Source organism: Microbispora sp. H11081, assembly GCF_012999535.1.
GTDB lineage: Bacteria > Actinomycetota > Actinomycetes > Streptosporangiales > Streptosporangiaceae > Microbispora.
In genome coordinates this window covers 331,070-357,343 of record NZ_JABBWV010000001.1, presented here as the reverse complement: position 1 = coordinate 357,343, position 26,274 = coordinate 331,070, and the positions used below count along the sequence as shown (strand labels likewise).

Annotated in this window: 28 protein-coding genes; 15 read left to right on the top strand and 13 right to left on the bottom strand. The window is 71.5% G+C overall.

What is annotated here, in order from left to right; translation table 11 throughout:
* Positions 1–64 precede the first annotated feature (64 nt).
* Positions 65–919 (top strand): dimethylargininase, encoded by an 855-nt coding sequence (gene ddaH, locus HHX31_RS01515; protein ID WP_169944320.1) that lies wholly within the window; start codon positions 65–67, stop codon positions 917–919.
* Positions 916–2,121, top strand: a complete 1,206-nt coding sequence (gene rocD / locus HHX31_RS01510) for an ornithine--oxo-acid transaminase (protein ID WP_169944318.1) — start codon at positions 916–918, stop codon at positions 2,119–2,121. The genes ddaH and rocD overlap by 4 nt, the downstream gene beginning before the upstream one ends.
* Here the strand turns inward: rocD and HHX31_RS01505 are convergent.
* A complete protein-coding gene (locus HHX31_RS01505; RefSeq protein ID WP_169944316.1) occupies positions 2,090–3,673 on the bottom strand; it encodes an alkaline phosphatase D family protein in 1,584 nt (527 codons plus the stop codon). The two genes, rocD and HHX31_RS01505, sit on opposite strands and share 32 nt — an antisense overlap.
* A gap of 237 nt (positions 3,674–3,910) precedes the next feature.
* On the opposite strand from HHX31_RS01505, the gene HHX31_RS01500 reads away from it, so the two are divergent.
* Positions 3,911–5,227, top strand: a complete 1,317-nt coding sequence (locus tag HHX31_RS01500; protein WP_169944314.1) for a Glu/Leu/Phe/Val dehydrogenase — start codon at positions 3,911–3,913, stop codon at positions 5,225–5,227.
* Between the two features lie 97 nt (positions 5,228–5,324).
* Here the strand turns inward: HHX31_RS01500 and HHX31_RS01495 are convergent, their stop codons facing one another.
* Both HHX31_RS01495 and HHX31_RS01490 read right to left on the bottom strand, forming a co-directional pair.
* Positions 5,325–6,245, bottom strand: a complete 921-nt coding sequence (locus HHX31_RS01495) for a Gfo/Idh/MocA family protein (protein WP_169944312.1) — start codon at positions 6,243–6,245, stop codon at positions 5,325–5,327.
* Positions 6,246–6,295: 50 nt separating this feature from the next.
* On the bottom strand, positions 6,296–6,643 hold the full coding sequence (locus HHX31_RS01490; protein WP_169944310.1) for a YrdB family protein: 348 nt from the start codon (positions 6,641–6,643) through the stop codon (positions 6,296–6,298).
* Between the two features lie 112 nt (positions 6,644–6,755).
* Between HHX31_RS01490 and HHX31_RS01485 the strand changes: the two genes are divergently transcribed.
* The gene (locus HHX31_RS01485) at positions 6,756–7,454 is read left to right on the top strand and encodes a TetR/AcrR family transcriptional regulator (protein WP_169944308.1); all 699 of its coding nucleotides are present in this window, start codon (positions 6,756–6,758) and stop codon (positions 7,452–7,454) included.
* A gap of 32 nt (positions 7,455–7,486) precedes the next feature.
* Here HHX31_RS01485 and sigJ read toward each other — a convergent pair whose 3' ends face one another.
* Positions 7,487–8,419, bottom strand: coding sequence for an RNA polymerase sigma factor SigJ (sigJ, locus tag HHX31_RS01480; protein ID WP_169944306.1), 933 nt, complete (start codon positions 8,417–8,419; stop codon positions 7,487–7,489).
* A gap of 239 nt (positions 8,420–8,658) precedes the next feature.
* Between sigJ and HHX31_RS01475 the strand changes: the two genes are divergently transcribed.
* The gene (locus tag HHX31_RS01475) at positions 8,659–9,168 is read left to right on the top strand and encodes a carboxymuconolactone decarboxylase family protein (protein WP_169944304.1); all 510 of its coding nucleotides are present in this window, start codon (positions 8,659–8,661) and stop codon (positions 9,166–9,168) included.
* Between the two features lie 161 nt (positions 9,169–9,329).
* On the opposite strand, the gene HHX31_RS01470 is transcribed toward HHX31_RS01475, so the two are convergent.
* The 3 genes from HHX31_RS01470 to leuA form a co-directional block, all read right to left on the bottom strand.
* Positions 9,330–9,728, bottom strand: coding sequence for a type II toxin-antitoxin system VapC family toxin (locus HHX31_RS01470; RefSeq protein WP_211589148.1), 399 nt, complete (start codon positions 9,726–9,728; stop codon positions 9,330–9,332).
* A gap of 5 nt (positions 9,729–9,733) precedes the next feature.
* A complete protein-coding gene (locus HHX31_RS01465) occupies positions 9,734–10,027 on the bottom strand; it encodes a type II toxin-antitoxin system Phd/YefM family antitoxin (protein ID WP_169944300.1) in 294 nt (97 codons plus the stop codon).
* Positions 10,028–10,335: 308 nt separating this feature from the next.
* Positions 10,336–12,060, bottom strand: a complete 1,725-nt coding sequence (gene leuA / locus HHX31_RS01460) for a 2-isopropylmalate synthase (RefSeq protein WP_169944298.1) — start codon at positions 12,058–12,060, stop codon at positions 10,336–10,338.
* A gap of 298 nt (positions 12,061–12,358) precedes the next feature.
* Here leuA and HHX31_RS01455 point away from each other — a divergent pair, with 298 nt between their 5' ends.
* The 3 genes from HHX31_RS01455 to HHX31_RS01445 all read left to right on the top strand — a co-directional run bounded on the left by HHX31_RS01455 (position 12,359) and on the right by HHX31_RS01445 (position 14,781).
* Complete coding sequence (locus tag HHX31_RS01455; RefSeq protein WP_169944296.1) at positions 12,359–12,604, top strand: DUF2630 family protein; 246 nt, start codon at positions 12,359–12,361, stop codon at positions 12,602–12,604.
* A gap of 73 nt (positions 12,605–12,677) precedes the next feature.
* Positions 12,678–13,679, top strand: a complete 1,002-nt coding sequence (locus HHX31_RS01450) for a GNAT family N-acetyltransferase (RefSeq protein WP_169944294.1) — start codon at positions 12,678–12,680, stop codon at positions 13,677–13,679.
* A 19-nt stretch (positions 13,680–13,698) separates the two neighbouring features.
* Complete coding sequence (locus tag HHX31_RS01445; RefSeq protein WP_249345333.1) at positions 13,699–14,781, top strand: alpha/beta fold hydrolase; 1,083 nt, start codon at positions 13,699–13,701, stop codon at positions 14,779–14,781.
* A gap of 167 nt (positions 14,782–14,948) precedes the next feature.
* Here HHX31_RS01445 and urtE read toward each other — a convergent pair whose 3' ends face one another.
* The 5 genes from urtE to urtA are packed head-to-tail and all read right to left on the bottom strand — an operon-like array spanning position 14,949 to position 19,498.
* On the bottom strand, positions 14,949–15,641 hold the full coding sequence (urtE, locus tag HHX31_RS01440) for an urea ABC transporter ATP-binding subunit UrtE (protein ID WP_169944290.1): 693 nt from the start codon (positions 15,639–15,641) through the stop codon (positions 14,949–14,951).
* Positions 15,628–16,389, bottom strand: a complete 762-nt coding sequence (gene urtD / locus HHX31_RS01435; RefSeq protein WP_169944288.1) for an urea ABC transporter ATP-binding protein UrtD — start codon at positions 16,387–16,389, stop codon at positions 15,628–15,630. Before urtD ends, urtE begins: the two co-directional genes overlap by 14 nt.
* A complete protein-coding gene (urtC, locus tag HHX31_RS01430) occupies positions 16,386–17,450 on the bottom strand; it encodes an urea ABC transporter permease subunit UrtC (protein WP_169944286.1) in 1,065 nt (354 codons plus the stop codon). Before urtC ends, urtD begins: the two co-directional genes overlap by 4 nt.
* On the bottom strand, positions 17,447–18,301 hold the full coding sequence (gene urtB, locus HHX31_RS01425; protein WP_169944285.1) for an urea ABC transporter permease subunit UrtB: 855 nt from the start codon (positions 18,299–18,301) through the stop codon (positions 17,447–17,449). The genes urtC and urtB overlap by 4 nt, the downstream gene beginning before the upstream one ends.
* Positions 18,302–18,310: 9 nt before the next feature.
* Positions 18,311–19,498: an urea ABC transporter substrate-binding protein gene (urtA, locus tag HHX31_RS01420; RefSeq protein WP_211589240.1), complete on the bottom strand. Its 1,188-nt coding sequence runs from the start codon at positions 19,496–19,498 to the stop codon at positions 18,311–18,313.
* Positions 19,499–19,718: 220 nt separating this feature from the next.
* On the opposite strand from urtA, the gene HHX31_RS01415 reads away from it, so the two are divergent.
* The 7 genes from HHX31_RS01415 (at position 19,719) to HHX31_RS01380 (ending at position 25,358) form a co-directional block, all read left to right on the top strand.
* The gene (locus tag HHX31_RS01415) at positions 19,719–20,021 is read left to right on the top strand and encodes an urease subunit gamma (RefSeq protein WP_169944281.1); all 303 of its coding nucleotides are present in this window, start codon (positions 19,719–19,721) and stop codon (positions 20,019–20,021) included.
* Complete coding sequence (locus tag HHX31_RS01410) at positions 20,018–20,353, top strand: urease subunit beta (protein ID WP_169944279.1); 336 nt, start codon at positions 20,018–20,020, stop codon at positions 20,351–20,353. Before HHX31_RS01415 ends, HHX31_RS01410 begins: the two co-directional genes overlap by 4 nt.
* Complete coding sequence (locus tag HHX31_RS01405) at positions 20,346–22,064, top strand: urease subunit alpha (RefSeq protein ID WP_169944277.1); 1,719 nt, start codon at positions 20,346–20,348, stop codon at positions 22,062–22,064. Before HHX31_RS01410 ends, HHX31_RS01405 begins: the two co-directional genes overlap by 8 nt.
* A complete protein-coding gene (locus tag HHX31_RS33465; RefSeq protein WP_249345329.1) occupies positions 22,064–23,155 on the top strand; it encodes an urease accessory protein UreF in 1,092 nt (363 codons plus the stop codon). Before HHX31_RS01405 ends, HHX31_RS33465 begins: the two co-directional genes overlap by 1 nt.
* A 39-nt stretch (positions 23,156–23,194) precedes the next feature.
* The gene (ureG, locus tag HHX31_RS01390; protein WP_169944275.1) at positions 23,195–23,905 is read left to right on the top strand and encodes an urease accessory protein UreG; all 711 of its coding nucleotides are present in this window, start codon (positions 23,195–23,197) and stop codon (positions 23,903–23,905) included.
* A gap of 1 nt (position 23,906) precedes the next feature.
* On the top strand, positions 23,907–24,770 hold the full coding sequence (locus HHX31_RS01385) for an urease accessory protein UreD (protein ID WP_169944272.1): 864 nt from the start codon (positions 23,907–23,909) through the stop codon (positions 24,768–24,770).
* A gap of 105 nt (positions 24,771–24,875) precedes the next feature.
* Positions 24,876–25,358, top strand: a complete 483-nt coding sequence (locus HHX31_RS01380) for a hypothetical protein (RefSeq protein WP_169944270.1) — start codon at positions 24,876–24,878, stop codon at positions 25,356–25,358.
* Positions 25,359–25,362: 4 nt separating this feature from the next.
* Here the strand turns inward: HHX31_RS01380 and era are convergent, their stop codons facing one another.
* A complete protein-coding gene (era, locus tag HHX31_RS01375) occupies positions 25,363–26,274 on the bottom strand; it encodes a GTPase Era (RefSeq protein WP_169944268.1) in 912 nt (303 codons plus the stop codon).

The following is a 26,274-nucleotide window of genomic DNA, read 5'->3' as shown; positions in this document are numbered from 1 at the left end:
GGCTAGTCGTCTCCCAGTTCCTAGGCTGAGGACTCGTTCACCCTATTCCCGCTTGGAGTCGACGATGACGCTCGCGCCAGCCACCGAGACCACGCTGAGTGGCCGCTCGGGTACGGTCCGGCATTTCCTGATGTGCCGGCCCGAATTCTTCACGGTCTCGTATTCCATCAACCCGTGGATGCACCCGGAGAAGGAGACCGACACCGCACGGGCGCTGCGGCAGTGGGAGAGCCTCCGGCAGGCGTACGAGAGCCTGGGTCACACCGTCAGCCTGATCGACCCGATCCCGGGCCTGCCCGACATGGTGTTCGCCGCCAACGGCGCGCTCGTGGTCGACGGTCGGGTCTACGGCGCGAGGTTCGCCCACCCGGAGCGTGCCGCCGAGGGCCCCGCCTACCTGCGGTGGTTCGATGAGAGGGGATACGAGACACTGGAGGCGTCCTTCACCAACGAGGGCGAGGGCGACTACCTGACGCTCGACGACCTGATCCTGGCCGGGACGGGCTTCCGCACCGACGTGGCGGCGCACATGGAGGCCCAGGAGTTCCTCGGCCGCCCGGTCGTCACGCTGCGCCTGGTCGACCCGAGGTTCTACCACCTCGACACCGCCCTGTTCCCGCTGAACGGCCACAACGTGGCGTACTACCCTGAGGCGTTCAGCGAGGGCAGCAGGAGGGTGCTGCGGCGGCTGTTCCCCGACGCCGTGATCGCCACGTCCGCGGACGCGGAGGTGCTGGGCCTCAACGCGGTGAGCGACGGCCGCAACGTCGTCGTCAACGCCGAGGCGACCGGGCTGGTCCTGGAGCTGAAGCGGCGCGGCTTCGAGGTCGTCACGGTCGACCTCAGCGAGCTGCGCAAGTCCGGCGGCGGCCCCAAGTGCTGCACCCTCGAGATCCGGCCGAGCAGGGAGACCCGATGAGGACCGAGCAGTTCATCAAGCTCAGCGAGAGCCACAGCGCGCACAACTACCACCCGCTGCCGGTCGTGATCAGCTCCGCCGAGGGCGCGTGGGTCACCGACGTGGAGGGCAAGCGCTATCTCGACTGCCTGGCCGGCTACTCGTCGCTGAACTTCGGCCACGGCAACCCCGCGATCCTCGATGCCGCGCGCGAGCAGCTCGACCGGCTGACGCTGACCAGCCGGGCGTTCTACCACGACCGGTTCGCGTCGTTCGTGACGGGCCTTTCCGAGCTGTGCGGCAAGGACATGGTCCTGCCGATGAACACCGGCGCGGAGGCCGTGGAGACGGCCGTCAAGGTCGCCCGCAAGTGGGGCTATGAGGTCAAGGGCGTCGCCCCCGGCCAGGCCAACATCGTCGTGATGGAGGACAACTTCCACGGCCGTACGACGACGATCGTGGGCTTCTCCACCGACCCCGAGTCGCGCGACGGGTTCGGCCCGTTCACGCCCGGGTTCCGGGTCGTCAAGTACGGCTCCGCCGAGGCGGTCAGGGAGGCCATCGACGAGAACACGGTGGCCGTGCTGCTCGAACCCATCCAGGGCGAGGCGGGCGTGCTGGTCCCGCCGGACGGCTACCTGGCCGCGGTGCGGGAGATCTGCACCGACAACAACGTGCTGCTCGTGGCCGACGAGATCCAGTCGGGCCTCGGCCGCACCGGCGACACGTTCGCCTGCGACCACGAGCGGGTCGTCCCGGACCTGTACGTCCTGGGCAAGGCGCTCGGCGGCGGGGTGGTCCCGGTCTCCGCGGTCGTCGCGAACGCCGACGTCATGGGCGTGATCCGGCCCGGTCAGCACGGCTCCACCTTCGGCGGCAACCCGCTCGCGTGCGCCGTCGGCGACGCGGTCGTCGGGCTGCTGAGGACCGGCGAGTACCAGGCCAAGGCCCGCGAGATGGGCGCGGTCCTGCACGAGCGGCTGGCCGGCCTCGGCCCCGGCGTGGTGGCGGTGCGCGGCCGCGGACTGTGGGCGGGCATCGACATCGACCCCTCGCTCGGCACGGGCCGTCAGATCAGCGAGGCGCTCATGCGCCGCGGCGTGCTCGCCAAGGACACGCACGGCTCGACGATCCGCCTCGCGCCGCCCCTCGTCGTCTCCAGGGACGACCTGGAGTGGGCGATGGACCAGTTCAGCGCGGTGCTGCGGGAGGCTCGGGCCTGATCGTCACGGTGTCGTGGTCGCCGGTGTCGGTGAACCACGTCACCTTGGCCTCTCCGGGCGCGAGGTCGACGGCGGTCATCATGTTGGGGAACCAGGGGCCCTTGCTGATCCGCCACTTCAACGGCGCCCGGGGAAGGCCGCCCGCCCTGGCCAGCACCCCGCCGAGCACGCCCGCCAGCCCGAACGACGCCACGATGTTGGCGAAGCGCAGGGTGCGGCTGAGCGGGTTGCGGATCGGCGAGCAGACGATCTGGTGGACCCGCCCGCCGCCCAGGCGCCGTACGGACGCCATGTAGGAGTAGTGGACGTCGCCCGACAGGAGCAGGACGCTCGCGGGCGGCTCCCCCCGCCGGCCGGAGGCGACCTCGAGCACCACCCGTGCGAGGTCCTCGAAGGACCGGCGGAAGGCGCCCCAGTGCTCCAGGTCGAGGAACTGCCGCACCCGCTCGCCCCACCGCGCGGCGGCGCGGCCCCAGATGCCGTCGCAGACCGCCTCGTTCCAGCTCTCGACGTGGTGGATGCCCGTGGGCAGCAGGATCGGCAGCGAGGACCCGACGAGCAGGTGGTCGAAGTCGCCGGTGGCGTGCTTGTCGAACCAGTCCCACTCGGCGGGGTCGAGCATCCGCCGGCGGCCCGGCTCCAGCACCCGGGCGCTGCGGCTGTCGAGCACGATCAGCCGGGCGTGGCCCAGGTCCCTGTGGTAGCTCCAGCGCACCGAGTCGGGCTCCCGGTCGGCCCGCCTGGCGAAGGAGTCGAGCGCCTCCTCTCCCCCGCCCGCGCGCAGCGCGGCGAGCACGGGATCGGCCGCCCGCTCCTCCGGGGGCAGGTTTCCCAGGTGCTGGTAGACGTAGTAGGAGCCGAGCGCCGAGACGATGCGCCGGTCCCACCAGGCCACCTCGGCCATCTGCTCGCGCCACGCCGCCGAGGTGTTCCAGTCGTCCCTGACGTCGTGGTCGTCGAAGATCATCGCGGTCGGGACGGTGGCCAGCAGCCAGCGCACCGGGGGGTCCGACCACGCCTGGCGGTACAGCTCGGCGTACTCCTCGAAGTCGACGACCTCCTGCGGGCCCTCCTCCCTGCGCCCGGCGATGAACTCCTTCATGTCCGGGGTGAGCTCGTCGGCGTACACCTGGTCGCCCAGCAGCAGGATCAGGTCGGGCCGCTCCTCCGGCGACTCCATCAGGCGCAGGCCGTACGCCCGAAGGACGTCCGGGCCGTGCGTGCGCACGTACGGCTCGTCGTGCGGGACGCTGGTGCGGCAGGAGCCGAAGATCAGCCGGTCGAGGCGGGTGAGCGGGCGGATCACGCTCGGCGGCAGGTCCTCCTCCGGCCACACCCGCCGGCCGTCGAGTTCCACCTCGTAGGCCACCGGCCCGTCGAGGCCGACGTCGAGCAGGGCGTAGTGGTGACCGTGGACGGTGAAGGTGCGCTCCTCAGAGCACGCGTCGCCCGCCCGTACGCGGACGGTGCACGGCTCGGACGTCTCCACCCAGACGGTCGCGGCGGCGGCGTCCACGTGACGCAGCAGCGGGCCAAGCACAAGTTCCGGCATCCACCCTGTCTACTGCCAAACCCCGCCTATAGCAAAAGGCGCGCCAAGCGTCCACAAAGTTCACCAGAACGGCGAAACCGCGCCTGACGATCTCCTTATTGGCCTATATCGCGATCACCACGGCTCGCGATTTGATCCTGGTGTCGCTCCTCTCAGGCCCGACGTACACGGTCGTCAACGTCGACGACCGCGGGGGCCCAGGGGGACGGCCTCTCTTCCGAACAGGAGAACAACAGAATGACCATCACGGACTTCCCGACAACGGCGTCGGGGGTTCGGTCACCGATCCCCCATCGGCAGACCCAGGGCGAGCACGCGCTCGCCGCCGCCCGTTTCCAGCTCGCCGAGGCGGCCCGATTCCTCGGTCTCGACGACGGCATGCACCGCATGCTCGCCACGCCCCGCCGCTCGCTGACCGTCTCGGTGCCCGTGCGCCGCGAGGACGGCCGCCTGGAGGTGGTGCAGGGCCACCGCGTGCAGCACAACCTGTCGCGCGGCCCGGCCAAGGGCGGCATCCGCTTCCACCCCGCCACCGACCTCGCCGAGGTCACCGCCCTCGCCATGTGGATGACGTGGAAGTGCGCGCTCGTCGGCATCCCGTACGGCGGGGCCAAGGGCGGCGTCGCGGTGGACCCGGCCACGCTGACCACCCGCGAACTCGAACGCGTCACCCGGCGCTACGTCAACGAGATCCTGCCGCTCATCGGCCCGGAGAAGGACATCCCCGCGCCCGACGTGGGCACCGACGAGCAGACCATGGCCTGGATCATGGACACCTACAGCGCGAACGCGGGCTACTCGGTTCCCGGTGTGGTGACCGGCAAGCCCACCGCGCTCGGCGGCTCGCTGGGCCGCGCGGGCGCGACCTCGCGCGGGGTGCAGATCGCCGCACTGGAGGCATTTGCCGCGATGAACGGGTCGCGCTCCCCCGAAGGCGCGACCGTGGCCGTGCAGGGCTTCGGCAAGGTCGGCGCGCTCGCCGCGCAGTATCTCGCCGACGCCGGCTGCCGTGTCGTGGCCGTCTCCGACGTGGGCGGCGCCGTCGTCCGGCACACCGGGCTCGACGTCGCCGCGCTGCGCGCCCACGCGGCCGAGACCGGATCCGTCCACGGCTACCGCGACGCCGACCCGCTCTCCCACGGCGACCTGCTGGAACTCGACGTGGACGTGCTGGTCCCCGCCGCGCTCGAAGGCGTGATCACGGCGGACAACGCCCCGCGCGTACGGGCCCGCCTGGTCGTGGAGGGCGCCAACGGGCCCACCACGCCCGAGGCCGACCTGATCCTGGCGGACAACGGGGTCATGGTGGTCCCCGACATCCTGGCCAACGCCGGCGGCGTGATCGTGTCCTACCTGGAGTGGGTGCAGAACACCCAGGCGTACTCGTGGAGCGCGGGCGAGGTCGAGATGCGGCTCCGCGACCTCATGGAGAACGCCTACCGGGCGGTCGCGGAACTGGCCGGCGGGCGCGACCTCACGCTCCGCCAGGCCGCCCACGCGATCGGGGTGGAGCGCGTGGCCGAGGCGCACAGGATGCGCGGCCTCTACCCCTGACGGGCGGGCCATCGAAGACGGCGCTGACGGCCGCCTCCCGGGAATATGCGGCTTCCGGGAGGCGGTCAGGCCGTCAGGGCCAGGGTGCCGCCGGCGGTCAGGCCGTCAGGGCCCCGGTCCGGCCGGCTGTGGGGCCGGCGGCCTGGACGATCTCCTCGCACAGCTCGTGGGTCAGCAGTGCGTCGCCGGCCGTGAGGATCCGGCCCTCCCGCACCGCCGCGAGGAACTCCCCGCAGATCTGCTCGATGCCGCGCTGCCGGTGCGCCGGGACCCAGTCGCCCCGCCGCGTCACGGTCTCGCCCCCGGCGTAGTCGACCAGGTCGCCGAGGTTGACCACCCGCCGCTTCCCGCCCTCGCCCATGACCTCGCAGGTCTCCTCGGCCGCGCCGCTGGTGCGGCTCATCACGCCGACGGCGGTGAAACCGTCGCCGCCGAGCGTGAGCACGACGTGGTCGAGCAGGCCGTCCCGCACCCTGGTCCTGACCGAGGTGGCGGTGATCGGCCCTGGGGCGAGGAAGCGCAGCGTGTCGGCCACGTGGATGAAGTCGTCGAAGACCACGGCACGCGGGTCTCCGGGCAGGTCACGCCGGTTCTTCTGCATCACGACCACGTCGCGCGGCAGGTCGCGCAGGGCCGCGTACGCCGGGGCGTGCCTGCGGTTGAACCCGACCATCAGCGACCTGTTCCGCTCGGCGGCCAGCCGTACGAGCCCGGCGGAGGCGGCGGCGTCGTAGGCGAGCGGCTTGTCCACGTAGACGTGCACGCCCGCGTCGAGCAGCGTCGTCACGATCGGGACGTGCGCGGTGGTGGCCGCGTGCACGAAGGCCGCGTCGATCCCGGCCTCGACGAGGGCGTCCACGGAGGGGAAGCGGGCGCCGATCCGGTACGCGTCGCCGAGCCGGTCGAGCGTCGCACGGTCGCGGGTGCACAGCAGCGGCTCGACGCCCGGCGTCGCCGCCAGCACCGGCAGGTACGCCTTCTCCGCGATGTCGCCCAGACCGATGATCCCCACTCTCATGCCCCGGAGACTATCGCCGTCCCTCCGGCGCCTCTCGCGGCCCTCTCCCCTCAAACCTGATTCGTCAGCAGCCGGGCCACGCCGTCCACGACGTACACGACCGCGAACACGACGCCCGCCGTGATCAGTCCGGAGGCGGCCAGGGCGGCGGCCCCCGCCCCGAACCACACGACCTCGAAGGCGGCCCTGGCGAGCCCGTGCAACTGGTGCGGCGCCTTGCCGCCCGCCATGAACAACCCCCAGAGCGTCGCGAACACCGCGGGCGTGCCCAGCCCAAGGAGGATCCGGACCAGGAGATGCGCCTCCCGCGTGAACCCCCAGTAGGCCAGCGAGATCAGCACGCCCAGCTCCAGGAAGAACATCACCGCGGCGGCGGTTCCTTTGATCACGGTGAGCATGGGTACTCCTTTGAGGTCATCGATCCGTTATGAGAGCAATGCTCTCTCACGTGGATGCCTGCGTCAAGAGCACTGCTCTTGAATCACTCAGGTGCTCTGCTAGCCTGGCCGCATGAACGCGAGCCGTACCGCCCGGGAGCGGGTCAGAGCGGAGCTGATCAGAGAGATCACGGACATCGCCCGGCGTCAGCTGGCGACCGAGGGGGCGGCGGGCCTGTCCCTGCGGGCGGTGGCCCGCGAGATGGGGATGGTCTCCTCCGCGATCTACCGCTACTTCCCCAGCCGCGACGACCTGCTGACCACTTTGATCATCGACGGGTACAACGCCCTCGGAGAGGCCGTCGAGCGCGCCGACGCCGCCTGCGCGCGCGACGACTTCACCGGGCGCTGGCTCGCCGTCTGCCGCGCCGTACGCGCGTGGGCCCTGGCCCATCCGCACGAGTACGCCCTGCTGTACGGCTCACCCGTGCCGGGCTACGCCGCTCCGCAGGACACGATCGCGCCGGCGACGCGGGACACGGCCGTGTTCGGACGGATCGTCTCCGACGCCCACCGCGCGGGCAGGCTCACCCCTCCCCCTGGCTGCCCGCCGCCGCCCGCGGTCCTGTCGCAGGACGCCGAGGTCGTACGGTCGCTGATGCCGGACGTGCCGGACGACGGGGTCACCCGGGCGATAGTCGCGTGGACCGGCCTGTTCGGGATGGTCAGCTTCGAGCTCTTCGGCCAGTTCAACAACACGATCACCCATCGGGCCGAGTTGTTCGACCACAACATGACCAGCCTGGGCCGCCTCCTCGGCCTGCCTGGCTGACGCGCTCCCCTCGGGCCACGGTTCCCCGGCCGTCAGGACGGCGAGCCCGCCCTCCACGGCTGGAGCTTCTCGGGGTTGCGAACCGCCCAGACGCGCCTGATCCGGTCGTCCACCACGTCGAACGCCATCACGACCTCCGTGACGCCGTCCCGCTGCCCCACCAGGCCCGGCTGGCCGTTGACCGTACGCTCCAGGAACGTCAGCCCGGCCGTCCTCGCGATGAGGGCGACCGCGTAACGCGCGACCTCCTCCGCACCCTCGAGCGGGTGCGGCAGCGCGTCGACCACCCCGCCGCCGTCGGCGGTCACGGTGACGCCGGGGTCGAGGACGCCGATGAGCGCGCCGATGTCCCCGGCCTCCCATGCCCGCTTGAAGTCCCTGACGACACGGGCCTGCCGGGCCGTCGCCGCCGCGGCGGGCCGTGACGCGCGGACGCGGCGCCGGGCCGAGGAGGCCAACTGGCGGCACGCCCCCGGCGTACGGCCGACGATCTCGGCCACTTCCGCGAAGGAGTAGCGGAACACGTCGTGCAGGACGAACGCGACGCGCTCGGCCGGGGTCATCGATTCGAGCACGACAAGGAAGGCCATGCCGACCGACTCGTCGAGAGTGACCCGGTCGGCCGGATCGGCCCCCTGCCCGGCCGCCCACTCCGTGCGGTCGGGCAGCGGCTCTGGGATCCACTCGCCCACGTAGCGCTCCCGCCGTGCCCGCGCCGAGCCCAGCAGGTCCAGGCAGATGCGGCCGGCCACCCTCGTCAGCCAGCCGCCGGGAGACTCGACGGCCTCCCGCCGCGAGGGGGACATGGCGTACCAGCGGGCGTACGTCTCCTGCACGACGTCCTCCGCCTCGGCCAGGGAGCCGAGGAGCCGGTACGCCAGGTTGATGAGCTGCCGCCGCTCGCTCATGATCGCGCTCAGCCCCGGATCGACCGGGCCGTCCACTGGCTCGGACTCGGTGGTCATGGTCTCGCCGGCTCCCTCGGTCTCGTCCGCCCTCACCGGTACGACGAGGCGACCACCCCGAATGTGAGGCCGGGGCGCGTGTGAGGCGGGGCACCTTGGCAGCGGCGCCTCACATTCCGGGCGGCCACGTCGTCGGACGACAGGAACGGCGTACGGGCGGAACCCGCGCCGTCCCCCGAGGCAGGCCATCCGCGCCGGGCCTCCGGAAACCGCTGGAACCCAGGAGGGAAGACCCCACCATGCCTTCTTCCACAGCGACCCGGCAAGACAGCCTCCAGTCGCGGCTGCCCGACCCCGGCCAGTTCTTTCCCGAAGAGGTGGCCGCGCTCGCCGGAGCCATGCTCAAGGCCACCCTGAACGGCGCGATCCCGAGGACCACCATCGGCCTGGTGCAACTTCGCGCCGGGCAGATCGCCGGCAGCACCTACCACGCCATCCGGCAGACGGGCGAGCTCCGCAAGGCCGGGGAGACCGAGGAGCGCATCACCGCCGTCGCGACCTGGCGGGACGCCCCCTACTTCACCGACGCGGAACGGGTCGCGCTGGAGCTCGTGGAGGCGGTGCTCACCCCGAACCCGTACGGAGAGCGGGTGCCCGACGAGCTGTACGCCAGAGCCGCCGCGCACTACGACGAGAAGGCCCTGTGGACGCTCACGATCGCGATCGGCCAGATCTGCTTCTTCATCCCGGTGGCCCTCATCGCCAGGCCGATCCCGGGTGAGGCACTCGGCAAGAGCTACCGGAAGTAGAACATGCCGGGCGTGACGCGCTGAGGACGGGTGAGAGGCGGCAACCGGGGAGTGACGGGGGCGCCGCCTCTCGCCCGGGTCACGGCTCGCCGCCGCGGCCCCCACCTCCGCGTCGCTCACCGCCCGGCACTATGCTCCGCCGGTCACGCCAGGCTTCGCCGTCATGAGCCGGACCAGTCCGAACCGGGGGCTGCGGTGGGAAGGCCCGCCTCCCCGGCCGCCGCGAGCAACCGCTTGTCGTAGGCCACGAACCAGTCGAGAGCCCGCTCCAGCACTCCCGCGGCGGACAGGTGCAGCGCGTCGAGAGTCCGCAGCCCGGAGGGCCCGATCTCGGCGGCCGTGTCGAGAAGCCGTGTGTCCACGGGCAGCGTTCTCAGCCGCGACAGCAACGCTCTCGCCCGTGTGACCGCCTCGGGTCCGGCGGACCGCACCGCCCGGACCACCTCGGTCCTGGCCAGCTCACAGGTGGCGACCGGCCTGGCCTGTGCCGCCAGCCACCCTTCGAGCGCCGCCGTCTCCTCTTCCCTGACGACCAGCTTGACCAGCGCGGAAGAGTCCAAATAGATCAACGCTCGTCCGCTCTGAGCTCCGCCAGCACCTCGCTGGGCAGCGGCTGTCCGGGTTCCGCGGGCATCGCGTGCCAGGCGGTCCAGTCGATCTCCACCTCGGGCAGCGTCATGCGGCCCTCCGCCACGAGCCTCTCGGTGACGACACGATCGTGCGGCAGTGCGGTGAGCTGCGCCACAGGTCGGCCCCTCTCCGTGATCTCGACCGTGTTGCCCGCCTGGACCAGCTCCAGATAGTGCGCGAGCCGGTCACGCAACTCCCGGACGCCGACGCTGACGACCTCATCCTCCACGTACACAGGCTAACCGAACCAGGTCCACGAAGGAAGCCGGCGGTACACAAGCGAACCGCATGCGTACCATCCCAGCGGCATGGGGACCTCATGCGGCGATGTACGCCCGGCCGGAAACCTCAGGACATGCGAAAGGCGGCAGACGGGGATCTCCCGGGTGCCGCCTATCGCATGATCACGGATGCCTTTTGGGCAGGTCAGGGCGTAGTCTTGCGATTTTCTGCAAGATCACGAACAGTGAAGGCGCAGGTCATGCCACATCACTGCGACAAACTACAAGATCACGGGGGGTTGGGTGTGGGGGGGCGTCAGGGGCGGGTGGCGCGGTTGACGGCCGAGATGATGGCCTTGAGCGAGGCGGTCGTCGTGTTGGCGTCGATGCCCACGCCCCACAGGACCTTCGTGCCCTCCGGCCCGCCGACCTCGCACTCCACGTACGACGCGGCCTTGGCGTCGGCGCCCGCGCTCATCGCGTGCTCGGTGTAGTCGAGGACCCGCACCGGCACTCCGACGCTCTCCAGCGCGTCGCAGAAGGCCGAGATGGGGCCGTTGCCGACGCCGTGGATCTCCCGGATCTGGCCGTCGATCCGCACGTCGGCGCTGATCGCGTCCTTGTCGTCCACCGCGGAACTGTGCCGGTGGGCCAGCAGGCCCAGCCGCCCCCAGGGGCTCGCCGCGCTGGGCAGGTACTCGTCGGAGAACCGCTCCCACATCTCGGCGGCGGTCACCTCGCCGCCCTCGGCGTCCGTACGCGCCTGGATGACGCGGGAGAACTCGATCTGCAGCCGGCGCGGCAGGTCGAGCTGGTGGTCGGCCTTCATGATGTAGGCGACGCCGCCCTTGCCCGACTGGCTGTTCACGCGGATCACGGCCTCGTACGTGCGGCCGATGTCCTTGGGGTCGATCGGCAGGTACGGCACGGCCCAGGTGAACTCGTCGACCGGCACGCCCGCGGCCTCCGCGTCGCGCTCCAGGTGCTCCAGGCCCTTCTTGATGGCGTCCTGGTGGGAGCCGGAGAAGGCCGTGTAGACCAGCTCGCCGCCCCACGGGTGGCGGGGGTGCACGGGCAGCTGGTTGCAGTGCTCGACCACGCGCCGGATCTCGTCCATGTCGGAGAAGTCGATCTCCGGGTCGACGCCCTGGGAGAACAGGTTCATGCCCAGCGTCACCAGGCAGACGTTGCCGGTCCGCTCGCCGTTGCCGAACAGGCAGCCCTCGATGCGGTCGGCGCCCGCCATGTAGCCCAGCTCGGCGGCGGCGACGGCGGTGCCGCGGTCGTTGTGCGGGTGCAGGGACAGCACGACCGAGTCCCGGTACGCCAGGTTGCGGTGCATCCACTCGATCTGGTCGGCGTACACGTTCGGGGTGGCCATCTCGACCGTCGCCGGCAGGTTGAGGATCACCTTGCGGTCGGGGGTGGGCTGCCACACGTCGTTGACGGCGTTGCACACCTCGACGGCGTACTCCAGCTCGGTGCCGGTGAAGGACTCGGGCGAGTACTGGAAGTAGATCTCCGTGCCCTCGATCTCGGCCGCCAGCTTCTTGCACAGCTTGGCGCCCTCGACGGCGATGGCGGTGATGCCGTCCCTGTCCTGGCCGAACACGACCCGGCGCTGCAGGGTGGAGGTGGAGTTGTACAGGTGGACGATCGCCTGACGGGCGCCGCGCAGCGACTCGAAGGTCCGCTCGATCAGCTCGGGCCTGGCCTGCGTCAGCACCTGGATGACCACGTCGGAGGGGATGCGCTCCTCTTCGATGATCTGGCGGACGAAGTCGTAGTCGGTCTGCGACGCGGCGGGGAAGCCGACCTCGATCTCCTTGTAGCCCATCCGGACCAGCTGGTCGAACATCTTCAGCTTGCGGTCGGCGTCCATCGGGTCGATCAGCGCCTGGTTGCCGTCGCGCAGGTCCACCGCGCACCAGCGGGGAGCCTTGGTGATGACCTTGCCGGGCCAGGTGCGGTCGGCCAGCCGTACGGGCTCGAACGGCGTGTAGCGATGGAACGGCATCGGGCTGGGCTGCTGCTCATTCATTGGATGCTCCTTGTCGGGCGCGCATTGTCGGGCGCACGGCGAGCCCCGGGCACGACGTTGCCGTCGTCTCACTGGGAAAAGGGGGCGCCGTTGGAAGAAAACCAGGGCGGCCGACGCGCATGACTCTCGCACCGCGGCGAGGGAGCCGGCCTCTTACAGGCCCTCGCCGCGGCGGATAAGAAGGAGTCCGCGCAGCATGCCAAGCAGACTAGCAGACGCCCTCCACCGCGAGAGACACCCGATCACATTGCGAGACGAGCCGGCGGGTTAGGGTGAGCCGTGACGTGAAGGAGGCCGCATGAAGGACAACGACATCCTCAGGCGGATCAGCGAACTGGTCGACGAGGAGCACTCGCTGCGCGAACGACTGGTCGCCGGCGAGGTGACCTCCGAGGAGGAGCACGGCAGGATCGCCTCGCTGGAGGAGCAACTCGACCGCTGCTGGGACCTGCTGCGCCAGCGCCGGGCCCGGCGCGACGCGGGCGAGGACCCCGACCACGCGTCCCCCCGGCCGGCCGACGAGGTCGAGAACTACGTCCAGTAGGCCCTCACTCCCACTGTTCCACGATGTGAAAAATCGGTCGCGTCCTGACAGGATGTAGGGAATTCTTGTCGGCATGCAGATGACGCGCGTCGCCCCCACGGCGCAGGAGGAAGACGATCCGGACGGTCACTCACTTCTGGCCGGTCTTTACGCCGTGTCGCGGGCCTGCGACGACGCGGGGCCCGCGATGTCGTGGCGGCACTTCGCGGCGAGCGTACGAAGCGGATCCGGCGGCGAGCGGGCCGAGGCGTGGGCGGCGCGCGACGGCGACCGGGTCGTCGGCGGCCACATCCTCCACCTTCCGCAGGACGACAACACCCACCTGGCCATGCTCCGGCTGATGACGCATCCTTCGCGGCGGCGTGCGGGGGTCGGCGGCGCGCTGCTGGACCACGCGATCGGCCGGGTGCGCGACCTGGGCAGAAGCGTGCTGATCGCCGAGGCGCCGTCGGACGGACCGGGCACGGCCTTCGCCAAGGCCCGCGGCTTCTCCCCGGCCTCCACCGAGACCCGGCTGGTGCTCGACCTGCGCACGGCCGACTGGTCGGGCCTCGAACTCCTCCGTGGCCGGGCCACACGGCACGCCACGGGCTACTCACTCGAACGGTGGGCCGGGCCGACCCCCGACGACCTGCTCGGCGACATGGCCCGCCTGACGGAGGGCATGAACGACCATCCGCTGGGCGACCTCGCGATGGAGGACGAGCGGTGGACCCCCGAGCGCGTGCGCGCACGCGAGGAGATGCTCGGGCGGGCGGGCCAGCGGACCTACACCGTGATCGCACGGCACACCGCCAGTGGGGAGCCCGCGGGGTTCACCCAGCTGGTGGTGGACGCGGAGCGCCCGGAGGGATGGGCCCGCCAGGGCGCGACCACGGTCCTCGCCCCGCACCGCGGCCGCCGGCTCGGGCTGGTGCTGAAGCTCGCCAACCTCACCTGGTTCCGCGCCTGCGAGTCGTCGATCGAGCGGGTGATCACGTGGAACTCGGTGGAGAACCCGCACATGCTCGCGATCAACGAGGCGCTGGGGTTCGAGGTCTTCGACACCTGGCACCAGTGGCAGCTCGACATCTGACCACGGGCGCGGGCCGGCGATGAGATCTGCGCTGCCAACACCTGACCGGCGCCGAGGCCCCTGCCGAGTCGGCAGCAGGGGGATCATCGTCAAGACCCTGACCGGGCTCGTCGCGGGAGCGATCGCCGGTGCCGCCCTGAGCGCCGTGTACCAGGCTTACGGAGCCCGGCGTGATCGGCGCCGGTTTCCTCCCCCAGGACGGACGGTCGACGTCGGCGGCCGCCGGATCCATCTGTGGACCGCGGGCACGGGCTCGCCGACCGTCGTCATCGTGCCGGGACTGGGGGAGCCGGGTTTGAACTGGGCCGCCCTGTTACCCGAACTGGCGGCGGAGTCGTCGGTCGTCCTCTACGACCGCGCCGGTCTCGGGTGGAGCGACCCGTCTCCGTGTGCGGGAACGGCGCTGGGAGCCGCTCGCGACCTGCGACGCGCACTGGACGAGGCGGGGATCGCTCCGCCGTACGTTCTGGTAGGGCATTCGGCCGGGGGCAACGTCGTCCGGCTGTTCGCGGCCGAAAGGCCCGGTGTCGTGGCAGCGGTCGTCCTTGTCGATTCCAGCCATCCTGAGCAGATCCGCCTGCTGCACGGGACGAGAGGCGCCATCACCCGAGAAATGGTGCGCTCACGCCTGACGCCACTGGGGCTTCGACGCCTGGCCTTCGACGTGGGATGGAGCAACCGCGTCCGCCGCGAAGCCGAAGCCCGGCGCCTGCCGTCGAAGCTCCTCTCCACCAGGATCGCCTTCGACCTCGGCGACCGGCAACGCCGCGCGGAGCTGTGTGAGGCGGCGGCCGCGATCACCGTCAATCCCTGGCAAGTACGCCGCCGAGCGCCGAGCTTGGGGTCGATCCCGCTCACGGTCATCTCTTCCAGTCCCGACGAACCGCCGGGAGCCGACATCGGGGCGATCGCGGAACAGCGCCGCTTCTATTCCGTCTGGTCTCCGCTCCAGGCCGACCTGGCCCGCCTGTCCTCGAACGCCGAGCACGTCGTCGCGGAGCATGCGGGGCATCAGATCCACAGGGACCGGCCCGAACTGGTCGTCAGGGTGATACTCGGCCATCTCCGGCGTGCCCGGACCGAAACCGGCCTCGGTGGGTGACCGGCGCCTCGGACATGCGAGGCGGGAGACAGCGGAGGAAGCGGTCGGGCCGTGCGCAATGCCGGGTCCGGACGGGCCCTCACCGCGTGGGCGGTGCGGAGCCTCCGGCACGGCCGAAGGCGTTCACACGTGCGATCGCTTCCTCCCCTCCAGCGTAAGCTCCGGGCTCAGACCGACAACAGCCGGTGGACCTCCTCGTCCTGAAGCTCCCGCGCGGGGCCCGACCTGACCACCCGCCCGGCGTCGAGGATCACGAACCCGTCGGCCAGTCGCAGCGCGAGGTCGAGATACTGCTCCACCAGCAGGATCGCGAGACCGGTCGCGTGCAGCCGTTCGATCGCCTCCTCGATCTCCAGGATGATCGAGGGCTGGATGCCCTCGGTCGGCTCGTCCAGGATCAGCAGCTTCGGCCGGGTGACGAGGGCGCGGGCGATCGCGAGCTGCTGCTGCTGACCGCCGGACAGGAAGCCCGCCGGGCGTTTAAGCAGCGGCTTGAGCCGGGGGAAGACCTCCAGGGCCTCCTCCAGCGCCGCGTGCTCACGATGCGCGGACGCCTCCAGCGTGACCAGGAGGTTGTCCATCACGGTGAGCTGGGGGAAGGTGTCGTGCCCCTGCGGCACGTAGCCCATGCCGAGCCGTACGCGCTGGTCAGGGCGCAGCCGGGTGACGTCCTTGTCCTCGAACCGCACCGTCCCGCCGGTCGCGGGCAGCACGCCCATCACGGTGTCGAGCAGGGTCGTCTTGCCGACCCCGTTGCGGCCCATCACGCAGACGAGGCTCCCGGCGGGCACCTCCAGCGAGACGCCGAAGAGCACCCGGGCCCGGCCGTACCCCGACTCCAGTCCCTCAACCGACAACATCCTCGGCATCCTCCCGCGCCCGTCCCAAGTAGATCTCCTGCACGCGCGGGTCGGCCCGCACCTGCTCCACCGAGCCCTCCGTCAGCACCTTGCCCTCGTGCAGGACGGTGACCTGGGAGGCGTAACGGCGCAGGAAGTCCATGTCGTGCTCCACCACGACCACGGTGTGGTCGCGGGCGACCTCGGTGAGCAGCTCGCCGGTGCGCTCACGCTCGCCGGACGACATCCCGGCGACCGGCTCGTCGAGCAGCAGCAGCCGCGGCCGCTGGACGATCAGCATGCCGATCTCCAGCCACTGCCGCTGCCCGTGGGAGAGCACCCCGGCCCTGCTGCCGGCCAGCGCGTCGAGGCCGGTGGTCTCCAGCGCCGCCGCCACCTCCTCCGACACCCCGCGCCTGCGCCGCAGCAGCGACCACAGGGGGCGGCGGAACGACGCCGCGAGGTCCAGGTTCTCCAGCACGGTGAGCTCCTCGAAGACCACCGAGGTCTGGAAGGTCCGGCCCACGCCGAGCCGGACGATCTCGTGCTCCCTGCGGCCCGCGAGGTCCTGCCCCTCGAACCGCACCGTGCCCGCGGTTGGCTTCGTCAGGCCCGTGATCACGTCGATGAGCGTGGTCTTCCCCGCGCCGTTCGGCCCGATCAGGAAGCGCAGTTCGCCCCGGCCGACGGACAGGTCCACCCCGTCGAGCGCCCGGAAGCCGCCGAAGGCGACCTCCAGCCCGCGGATCTCCAAGAGCGGCTCGGTCACGCCCTCGCCTCCCTTCTGCGTACGACGGCGGCGGCAAGGCCCGCGATGCCCTTGGGCGCCAGCGTCATGACCAGCACGAACAGCGCGCCCTGCAGGTACAGCCAGGCGTCGGGGAGCTCCTCGCTGAAGTAGGTGCGCGCGTAGCCCATCACCACCGCGCCGAGCACCGCGCCGGCCAGCGCGAACCGGCCGCCGACGGCCACCGCGACGACGAGTTCGAGCGAGGGCACGACCCCGAGCAGGGCCGGCGAGATGATGCCGACCACGGGCACGAACAGCGCCCCCGCGATGCCGGCCATGCCCGCCGAGACGGCGAAGGTCAGCGTCTTCACGGTGGCGGGGTCGTACCCGAGGAAGCGCACCCGGTCCTCGCCGTCCCTGACGGCGAGCAGCAACCGCCCGAACCGGCTGCGGACGAGTTGCCTGGCGCCCAGGTAGAGCGCCCCGAGGACGACCGCCACCAGCAGGTAGAGGCCCCGCTGGGTCTCGTCGGCCGCCACGTCGCGGCCGAAGAAGTCGAAGAAGTTGGTCAGGCCGTTCGTGCCGCCGGTCAGCCCCTGCTGCCCGACCAGCAGGATCACCAGCGCCGCCGCGAGCGCCTGGGTGAGGATCGCGAAGTACGCCCCCCGTACGCGCTGGCGGAACACCAGCACGCCGAGCAGCAGCGCGACCGCGACCGGCAGGACGACGACCATGGCGAGCGCGAAGACGGGGTTGCCGAACGGCTTCCACAGCGCGGGCAGCTTCTCGACCCCGCTCCAGACCATGAAGTCGGGCAGGTCTCCCCCGGCGTCGTTGAGCTTGAGATACATGCCCATCGCGTAGCCGCCGAGGCCGAAGAACACCCCCTGCCCGAGCGTGAGCATGCCGCCCTGCCCCCACGCGAGGCCGATGCCCAGCGCGACGATCGCGTAGCAGAGATACTTGGCCAGCAGGCCGAGGCGGAACGGCTCCAGGAGCAGCGGCGCCACCACGAGGGCGAGCACCGCCACCGCCGTGAAGGCCGCCGGGCCCTGCCACCGTCCGGACAGGACCCGGCGCGAGACCGGGAGGGCGGTCATGTGAGTGCCCGCGATCGGACGAAGAACAGCCCCTGCGGCCGGATCTGCAGGAAGCCGATGATCGCCACGAGCACCGCCACCTTGGCGAGGCTGGCGTCGCTCCAGAACTCGGCGTAGGAGTTCAGCAGGCCGAGGCCGATCGCGGCCAGCACCGCGCCGCGCAACTGGCCGAGGCCGCCCGCGACGACCACGAGGAACGCGTCCACGATGTAGTACGTCCCGAGCGTCGGGCCGACCGGCCCGATCAGCGTGAGCGCGACCCCCGCGACTCCGGCGAGGCCGGAGCCGATGAAGAACGTCCGCTGGTCGACCCGTCCGGTGTCGATGCCGCTCGTGGCCGCGAGCCTCCTGTTCTGCATCACCGCCCGCATCCGCCGTCCCTGTCCTGTCCTGTTCATGTACGCCCAGATCCCGACCACCGACGCCGCGGCGAGTCCCATGATGAACAGCCGGTTGTAGGGCAGGATCCCGAGGCCGCCGCGCAGCCACTCGGGCGAGGCGACCTGCACGTTGGGCGCCCCGAACAGGTCACGGGCCAGTTGCTGGAGGATGAGGCTGACACCCCAGGTGAGCAGCAGCGTGTCCAGCGGGCGGCCGTAGAAGCGCCTGATCAGGGTGCGCTCCAGGATGAGGCCCATGACCCCGGCCACCACGAAGGCGACCGGGAGGGCGACCAGGAAGCCCACGCCCTGGAGCAGATAGGCGGTGTAGGCCCCCGCCATGATGAACTCGCCGTGGGCCATGTTGATCACGCCCATCTGCCCGAAGGTGAACGTCAGCCCGAGGGCGATGAGCAGCAGGACCGCTCCGATCGACAGCCCGATCGGCAGCTGGTTGACCATTCCCTCCATTTCGGCCCGTCAGACCAGGCCGCCGGCCCAGGCGTACGTCTTGAGGTAGGGATCCGGCTTGATCGGCTCACCGGAGTTCCAGACCTCCTTGATCTGACCGTCCGGCTGGATGACCCCGATGCGCGCGGTCTTGTAGACGTGCTGGTTCTCGCCGTCGATGGTGACCTTGCCCTCGGGGCGGTCCAAGGACACTCCGCCCGCGGCCTTCTTGACGGCCTCCACGTCGGTGCTCCCGGCCTTCTTCACGGCCTCGGCCCACAGGTGGACGGCGTTGTAGCCGGCCTCCATCGGGTCGGAGGTCACCTTGTCCGCGCCATACTTCGCCTTGAACGCGGCGACGAACTTCTCGTTCTCCGGGGTCTCGGTCGTCTGGTAGTAGTTCCAGGCCACGAGGTGCCCGGCGACGTTGTCGATCCCGATGCCCTTGACCTCCTCCTCGGCCACGGAGACCGACATGACCGGCATCTTGTCGGCGCCGATCCCCGCGCTCTTGAGCTGCTTGAAGAACGCGACGTTGCTGTCGCCGTTCAGCGTGTTGAACACCGCGTCCGGCTTCGCCTCGACGACCTTGTTGACCAGCGTGCTGTACTCGGTGTGCCCGAGCGGGGTGTACTCCTCGCCGAGCACCTCCATTCCGTTCGCCGCGGCGTACGCCTTGATGATTTTGTTCGCGGTCCGGGGGAAGACGTAGTCGCTGCCGACGAGGAAAAGCTTCTTCTTTCCCTGTTCCTTGAGGTAGTCGAGGCCGGGGACGATCTGCTGGTTGGTCGTCGCGCCCGTGTAGAAGATGTACGGCGAGCTTTCCAGGCCCTCGTACTGGACCGGATACCACAGCAGCGCCTTGCGCTTCTCGAAGACGGGGAGCATCGCCTTGCGGCTCGCCGACGTCCAGCCGCCGAAGACGGTCGCGACCTTGTCCTGGGCGATGAGCTTGGTGGCCTTCTCCGCGAACGTCGGCCAGTCGGACGCGCCGTCCTCGACGACGGGCTCCAGTTTCTTGCCGAGCACGCCGCCGGCCGCGTTGATCTCCTCGATCGCGAGCAGTTCCGCGTCCCTGACCGTGACCTCGCTGATGGCCATCGTGCCGCTGAGGGAATGCAGGAGCCCGACCTTGATGGTGTCCGAGCCACCAGATGCTTCGGATGTTCCAGTTGTCGAGGATTGTCCGCCACATGCCGTGAGCGTCGCGGTCGCCAGAGCGAACGCCGCTCCGGCACGCCATAATGAGTTCCGCAATTATCTCTCCTTGCCACTACGGCCCCCGCGCCGATCCGTCTGCCGTCAAGGTGGGCGCGCGGTATTTCCCGCCGAAATCCCGTGCGTTAACAACTCATTAGCGAGGGCTCACCGCCGGTGGGATACGCGTACGAAATCCCTGGGTAACGCCGGGGAAACGCCGGGTACTTATCGTCCCGCCATGCGGCTCACTCCACACGAACAGGAACGGCTCCTCATCCACGTCGCCGCGGGCGTGGCCCGCGAGCGCAAGGAGCGCGGCCTTCGCCTCAACCATCCGGAGGCGACGGCTCTCATCGCGTCCTTCCTCCTGGAGGGCGCCCGTGACGGCCGGAGCGTCGCCGACCTGATGGACGCCGGCCGCAAGGTCCTGCGGCGCGCGGACGTCATGGAGGGCGTGCCCGAGATGCTGGAGTCGGTCCAGATCGAGGCCACCTTTCCCGACGGCACCAAGCTCGTCACCGTCCACAACCCGATCACATGACCGGCGCGGGCGTGCCGGGCGAGATCCTGTGCGGCGAAGGCGACGTGCCGCTGAACCCCGGCAGAGAGCGGATCACCCTGAGAGTCGTCAACACCGCCGACCGGCCGGTGCAGGTCGGGTCGCACTACCACTTCGCCGCCGCCAACCCCGGCCTGGAGTTCGACCGGGAGGCGGCCTGGGGCACCCGCCTCGACATCCCGGCGGGCACCGCGATCAGGTTCGAGCCCGGAGTTGAGCGTGACGTCACGCTGGTCCCGCTCGCGGGGAACCGTGTCGTACCCGGACTGCGCCCCGAATGGGCCGGGCCCCTCGACGGGAGGACCGATGTCTAGCGTCGAGCGCGCCCGCTACGCCGCGCTGTACGGCCCCACCACAGGCGACCGGGTGCGCCTGGCCGACACCGACCTGTACGTCGAGGTGACCGAGGACCTGTCGATGGGACCCGCGGGAGCGGGCGACGAGGCGGTGTTCGGCGGCGGCAAGGTCATCCGCGAGTCGATGGGACAGGCGCGCACCACGCGGGCCGAGGGCGCGGCCGACCTGGTCATCACCGGCGCGGTGATCCTCGACCACTGGGGCGTGGTCAAGGCCGACATCGGCGTCCGCGACGGCCGGATCGCCGCCATCGGCAAGGCCGGCAACCCCGACACCATGGACGGCGTCCACCCCGACCTCGTCATCGGCCCGTCCACCGAGATCCTCGCAGCCAACGGCAAGATCGTCACCGCGGGCGCGGTCGACTCCCACGTGCACCTGATCTGCCCGCAGATCCTCGACGAGGCGCTCGCCTCCGGCGTGACCACCGTCATCGGCGGCGGCACCGGCCCCGCCGAGGGCACGAAGGCCACCACCGTGACCGGGACCTGGTACCTCGGCCGGATGCTGGAGTCCCTGGACTCCTACCCGGTGAACGTGGCCCTGCTCGGCAAGGGCAACACGGTCAGCGAGGAAGGGTTGCTCGAACAGCTCAGGGCCGGGGCCTCCGGCTTCAAGCTGCACGAGGACTGGGGCACCACCCCCGCCGCGATCGACGCCTGCCTGCGGGTCTGCGACGCCACCGGGGTGCAGGTCGCCATCCACACCGACACGCTGAACGAGGCCGGCTTCGTGGAGTCGACCCTGCGGGCCATCGGCGGCAGGGCCATCCACGCCTACCACACCGAGGGCGCGGGAGGCGGTCACGCCCCCGACATCATCACGGTGGCCTCCCACGCCAACGTGCTGCCCTCGTCCACGAACCCGACCAGGCCGCACACCGTCAACACCCACCACGAGCACCTGGACATGCTCATGGTGTGCCACCACCTCAACCCCTCCATCCCCGAGGACCTGGCCTTCGCCGAGTCGCGGATCAGGCCGACGACGATGGCGGCCGAGGACGTCCTGCACGACATGGGCGCGATCTCGATGATCGGCTCGGACTCCCAGGCCATGGGCCGGGTCGGCGAGACCGTGATCCGCACGTGGCAGACGGCGCACGTGATGAAGCGCCGCCGCGGCGCGCTGCCGGGCGACGGTCCCGCGGACAACCTCCGCGCCCGCAGGTACGTGGCCAAGTACACGATCAACCCGGCGATCGCCCACGGCCTGGACGCGGAGATCGGCTCGGTGGAGCCCGGCAAGCTCGCCGACCTCGTGCTGTGGAGCCCGGCCTTCTTCGGGGTCAAGCCCGACCTCGTCGTCAAGGGCGGCGTCATCGCCTACGCCCAGATGGGCGACGCGAACGCGTCGATCCCGACGCCGCAGCCCGTGCTGCCCCGTCCCATGTTCGGCGCGGCCCCGGTCACCGCCGCCGCGACCTCGCTGCACTTCGTGGCGCCGCTCGCGCTGGAGGACGGCCTTGCCGACCGCCTGGCCGTCCGCAGGCGGCTGGCCCCGGTGGCCGACGTCCGCGCCAGGCGCAAGGACGCGATGCCGCTCAACGACGCGCTGCCGGACATCAGGGTGGATCCCGACACCTTCGCCGTGCACGTGGACGGCGAGCTGATCGAGCCCGCCCCGGCCGAGTCGCTGCCGATGGCGCAGCGCTACTTCCTCTTCTGATGTCCGGCGTGAAGGGGGACGCGGCGCTGCTGCTGCTGGCCGACTCCAGGCTGCCGGCGGGCGGGCACGCCCACTCGGGCGGCGTGGAGGAGGCCGTACGGCGGGGCGCCATCACCGGCACCGGCGACCTGGCGCGGTTCCTGCGCGGCAGGCTCGCCACCTCCGGCCTCGTCGCCGCCGCGCTCGCCGCCGCCGCGTGCGAACTGGCCGTCGCCGAGCTCGTCCTGGAAACCGGCACCCAGACGGGCACGCAGACGGGCACGGATACCGGCGCGGAGACCGGCGCGGAGACCGGCGCGGAGACCGGCACTGGGACCTCGGGGGGACGGGATCGCGCGGCCCGGCCGCCCGGAGGCTCCGCCGACGGCACCGGCGGCACCGACGGCCTCACGGGCGAACCGGCGGCGGTGTGGCGGCTGCTGGACGCCGAGGCCGACGCCAGGACCGCATCGCCCGCGCAGCGCGAGTCCTCCCGCACCCAGGGGCGGCTTCTGCTGCGCACCGCCCGCCGGATGTGGCCGTCGGCCGCGCTGGACGCGCTGGTGCGAGCGGTGCCCGAGGGCCCGCACCACTCCGTCGCGCTCGGCGCGGCGGCGGCGTCCGCGGGCTGCGAGCCCCTCCAGGCCGCGCTGGCCGCCGCCTACGCCTCGATCACCGGCCCGGCCACCGCCGCCGTGCGGCTACTCGGGCTCGACCCCGTCGCCGTCCATCGCCTGCTCGCCGACCTCGCGCCCGCCCTGGACGAGACGGCCCACGCCGCCTGCGCGCCGCTCACCGGCGCCGTCCCGCTCGGCACAGAGCCGGACAACGGGCCGGACAACGGGCCGGACAACGGGCCGGACAACGGGCCGGACAACGGGCCGGACAACGGGCCGGACAAGCAGCCGGACGAAGGGCCGGACGAGGATCCCGGCGCTGAGCTCGGCCAGGAATTCGGCGCTGAATTCGGCGCTGAATTCGGCGCGAACCCGGGCGAGCGCGGCGGCACATGGCAGGCGGGGTGGCGGGCGCTGCCCGGGCACAGCGCGCCCGCGCTCGACCTCCTGGCCGAGGGGCACCTGACCAACCCCGCGAAGCTCTTCGTCTCCTGACCTCCCATCCCGCCAACGACGAGAAAGACGAGGTTCACCATGGGCGCTCACCACGACGACGTGCACGACCCGGCGGAGCCGCACGGGCGGGCGCTCCGCCTCGGCATCGGCGGGCCCGTCGGAAGCGGCAAGACCGCCCTGGTGGCGGCGCTGTGCCGGACACTCGGGCCGACCCTGCGGCTGGGGGTCGTGACCAACGACATCTACACCACCGAGGACGCCGACTTCCTGCGCCGCGCGGGGGTCGTCGACCCCGACCGCATCCTCGCCGTGCAGACCGGATGCTGCCCGCACACCGCCATCCGCGACGACATCGCGGCCAACCTGGACGCCGTCGAGACGCTGGAGGAGCGGTTCGGGCCGCTCGACCTCGTCATCGTCGAGAGCGGCGGCGACAACCTCACCGCCACCTTCAGCCGGGGCCTGGCCGACCGGCAGATTTTCGTGCTGGACGTGTCGGGCGGCGACAAGGTGCCGCGCAAGGGCGGGCCCGGGGTCACCTCGGCCGACCTGCTCGTGGTCAACAAGACCGACCTCGCGCCGATGGTCGGCGCCGACCTGACCGTGATGTCCCGCGACGCGGCGGCCGTACGGGACGGCAAGCCGGTGCTGTTCACGTCGATCAGGGAGGACAGGGGCGCGCGCACCGTCGCCGAGTGGGTGACGACCATGGTCGACGTCTGGCTGCATCAGCACGGGGAGCCGCATCACCACTCCGCCCCCAGCCCCCACACGGCCACGGCTCCCTGACATGGCATCCGGCGCCGTCACGGCGCGGGCGCTGATCCGCACGGAGGCGGCGAGCGGAGGCCGCACCCGGCTGGAGACGCTCCGCTCCGACCCGCCGCTGACGTTGCGGCAGACCGGCCCACGGCGGGTCCACCTCGTCTCGACGGGCGCGGGCCCGCTGCGCGGCGACCGCCTCGACCTCGCCGTGGACGTCGCCCCCGGCACCTCGCTGGAGGTCCGCTCGGTGGCCGCCACGCTGGTGCTGCCCGGTCTCGCGGACACCCCCTCGGTCATGGTCGTACGGGCGCGGGTCGGGGCGGGCGCCGCCCTGCGCTTCACCCCCGAGCCGACGATCCTCGCCGCCGGATGCGCGCACCGTCTCGTCGTACGGCTCTCGCTCGCCGAGGACGCCACGGTCTTCTGGCGGGAGGAGATCGTGTTCGGGCGGCACGGCGAACGGCCGGGACGCGGCCACGCGCGGTTCGACGCCACCGTGGCCGGACGCCCGCTGCTCCGCCAGGATCTCCTGGTCGGCGAGGAGGCGGTGGACGGCAGCCCGGCCGTCTACGGGGACGCCCGATGCGTCGGCTCGACTCTCCTCGCGGGCCCGGCCTGGGCCCCGCCCGACGAACCGGACGCCAAGCGGGAGCGGCGGGCCTTCGTGGGGGACGGCTGGGCGGCGCTGCCCCTGGCCGGTCCAGGCGTGCAGGTCTCCGCGCTCGGCGCGGACGCCGTCGAGCTCAGGGAGCGGCTGCGGCGCGGCGAGGAGGCCGCGGCCTCCCTCCCGCCGCCCGGCACACCACCCGACCCGCCACCCGGGCCGCCATGCGGGCCGCCGGACGTCGCACCGGACGCCGCCACAGCCGGGCCGTCCACCGTCGCGTAGGCCGTCGCGAAGGTCGTCAGGAAGGTCGCCGGATAGGCCGCCGCCGCACCGGCAGTCGGTCGCGGGGGGCTGAAACCCGCCGCCCCGCGCCGTAGCCTGGTGATCGTGTCGGAACCCACGCAGCATCCCGGCAGGCCGCGGCGAGACACCAGCGTGGCCGGCGCCCTGCGGGCCGCCGGCGTCGTCGCCGCGGGGTTCGCGCTGGCCGTGACCGCCCTGCTCCCCTGGGCCGGCCTCACCGCCGAGTTCGGCATCCTCGACGCGTCCCTCACACACGCCGTGCGCGGGGTCGACGCGGGCTCCGGCTGGTTCGTGCTGGGCGCCGGGATCACCGCCATGGTGCTCGGCGTGCTCGGCGCGGCGCGGAGCTGGCTGTTCACGGGGCTGGCGATCCTGCCCGGCGCGGTGGCGGCCTTCGCGCTGGCCATGTTCCTCGCCGACCCGCACGACCTCGTGGGCCGGCTCGACTTCCAGGTCTCCGGGCTGCTGCGGGTGCATCCCACGATCCAGTACGGCTGGTTCGCCGGCCTGCTGGCCTCGGTCGCGCTGGCCGTGCTGGCCTCCGCCGCGCTGCTGCGCCGCCGGTGACCCGTCAGTCGTAGAAGCCGAGCCGCCGCAGCTGCTTGGGGTCGCGCTGCCACTCCTTGGCGACCTTCACCCGCAGGTCGAGGTAGATCCGGGTGCCGAGCAGCGCCTCGATCTGCTGCCGGGCGCGGGTGCCCACGTCCTTGAGCCGCGCGCCGCCGGGGCCGATCACGATCGCCTTCTGCGAGGGGCGCTCGACGAACATGTGGGCGTACACGTCGAGGAGGTCGTCACGGCCCTCCCGGGGGTTCATCTCCTCGACGACCACCGCGATCGAGTGGGGCAGCTCGTCCCGCACGCCCTCCAGCGCGGCCTCCCTGATCAGCTCGGCGACCAGCACCTGCTCCGGCTCGTCGGTCAGCTCCCCTCCCGCGTACAGCGGGGGCGACTCGGGCAGCCGCTCGACGAGCACGCGGGTGAGGACGTCGAGCTGCTCGCCGCTCTGCCCGGACACCGGGACGATCTCCGCGAAGTCGGCCAGCGCGGACACCGCAAGAAGCTGGTGCGCGATCTGCTCGCGGGTGGCCAGGTCGCACTTGGTGACGACCGCCACCACCGGGGTCTTCTTGACCGCCGCGAGCTTCTCGGCGATGAACCGGTCGCCCTTGCCGATCGGCTCGTTGGCGGGGACGCAGAACCCGATCACGTCGACCTCTGTGAGCGTGGACAGCACCAGGCTGTCGAGCCGCTCCCCCAGCAGCGTGCGGGGACGGTGGAAACCGGGGGTGTCCACGATCACCAACTGGGCGTCCGGCCGGTGGACGATGCCGCGGATGGCCCGCCGCGTCGTCTGCGGCTTCGACGAGGTGATCGCCACCTTGGCGCCCACCAGGGCGTTCATCAGCGTCGACTTGCCGACGTTGGGCCTGCCGACGAAGCAGGCGAAGCCCGCACGGAAACCGCTGGGTTCGGCGTTCAT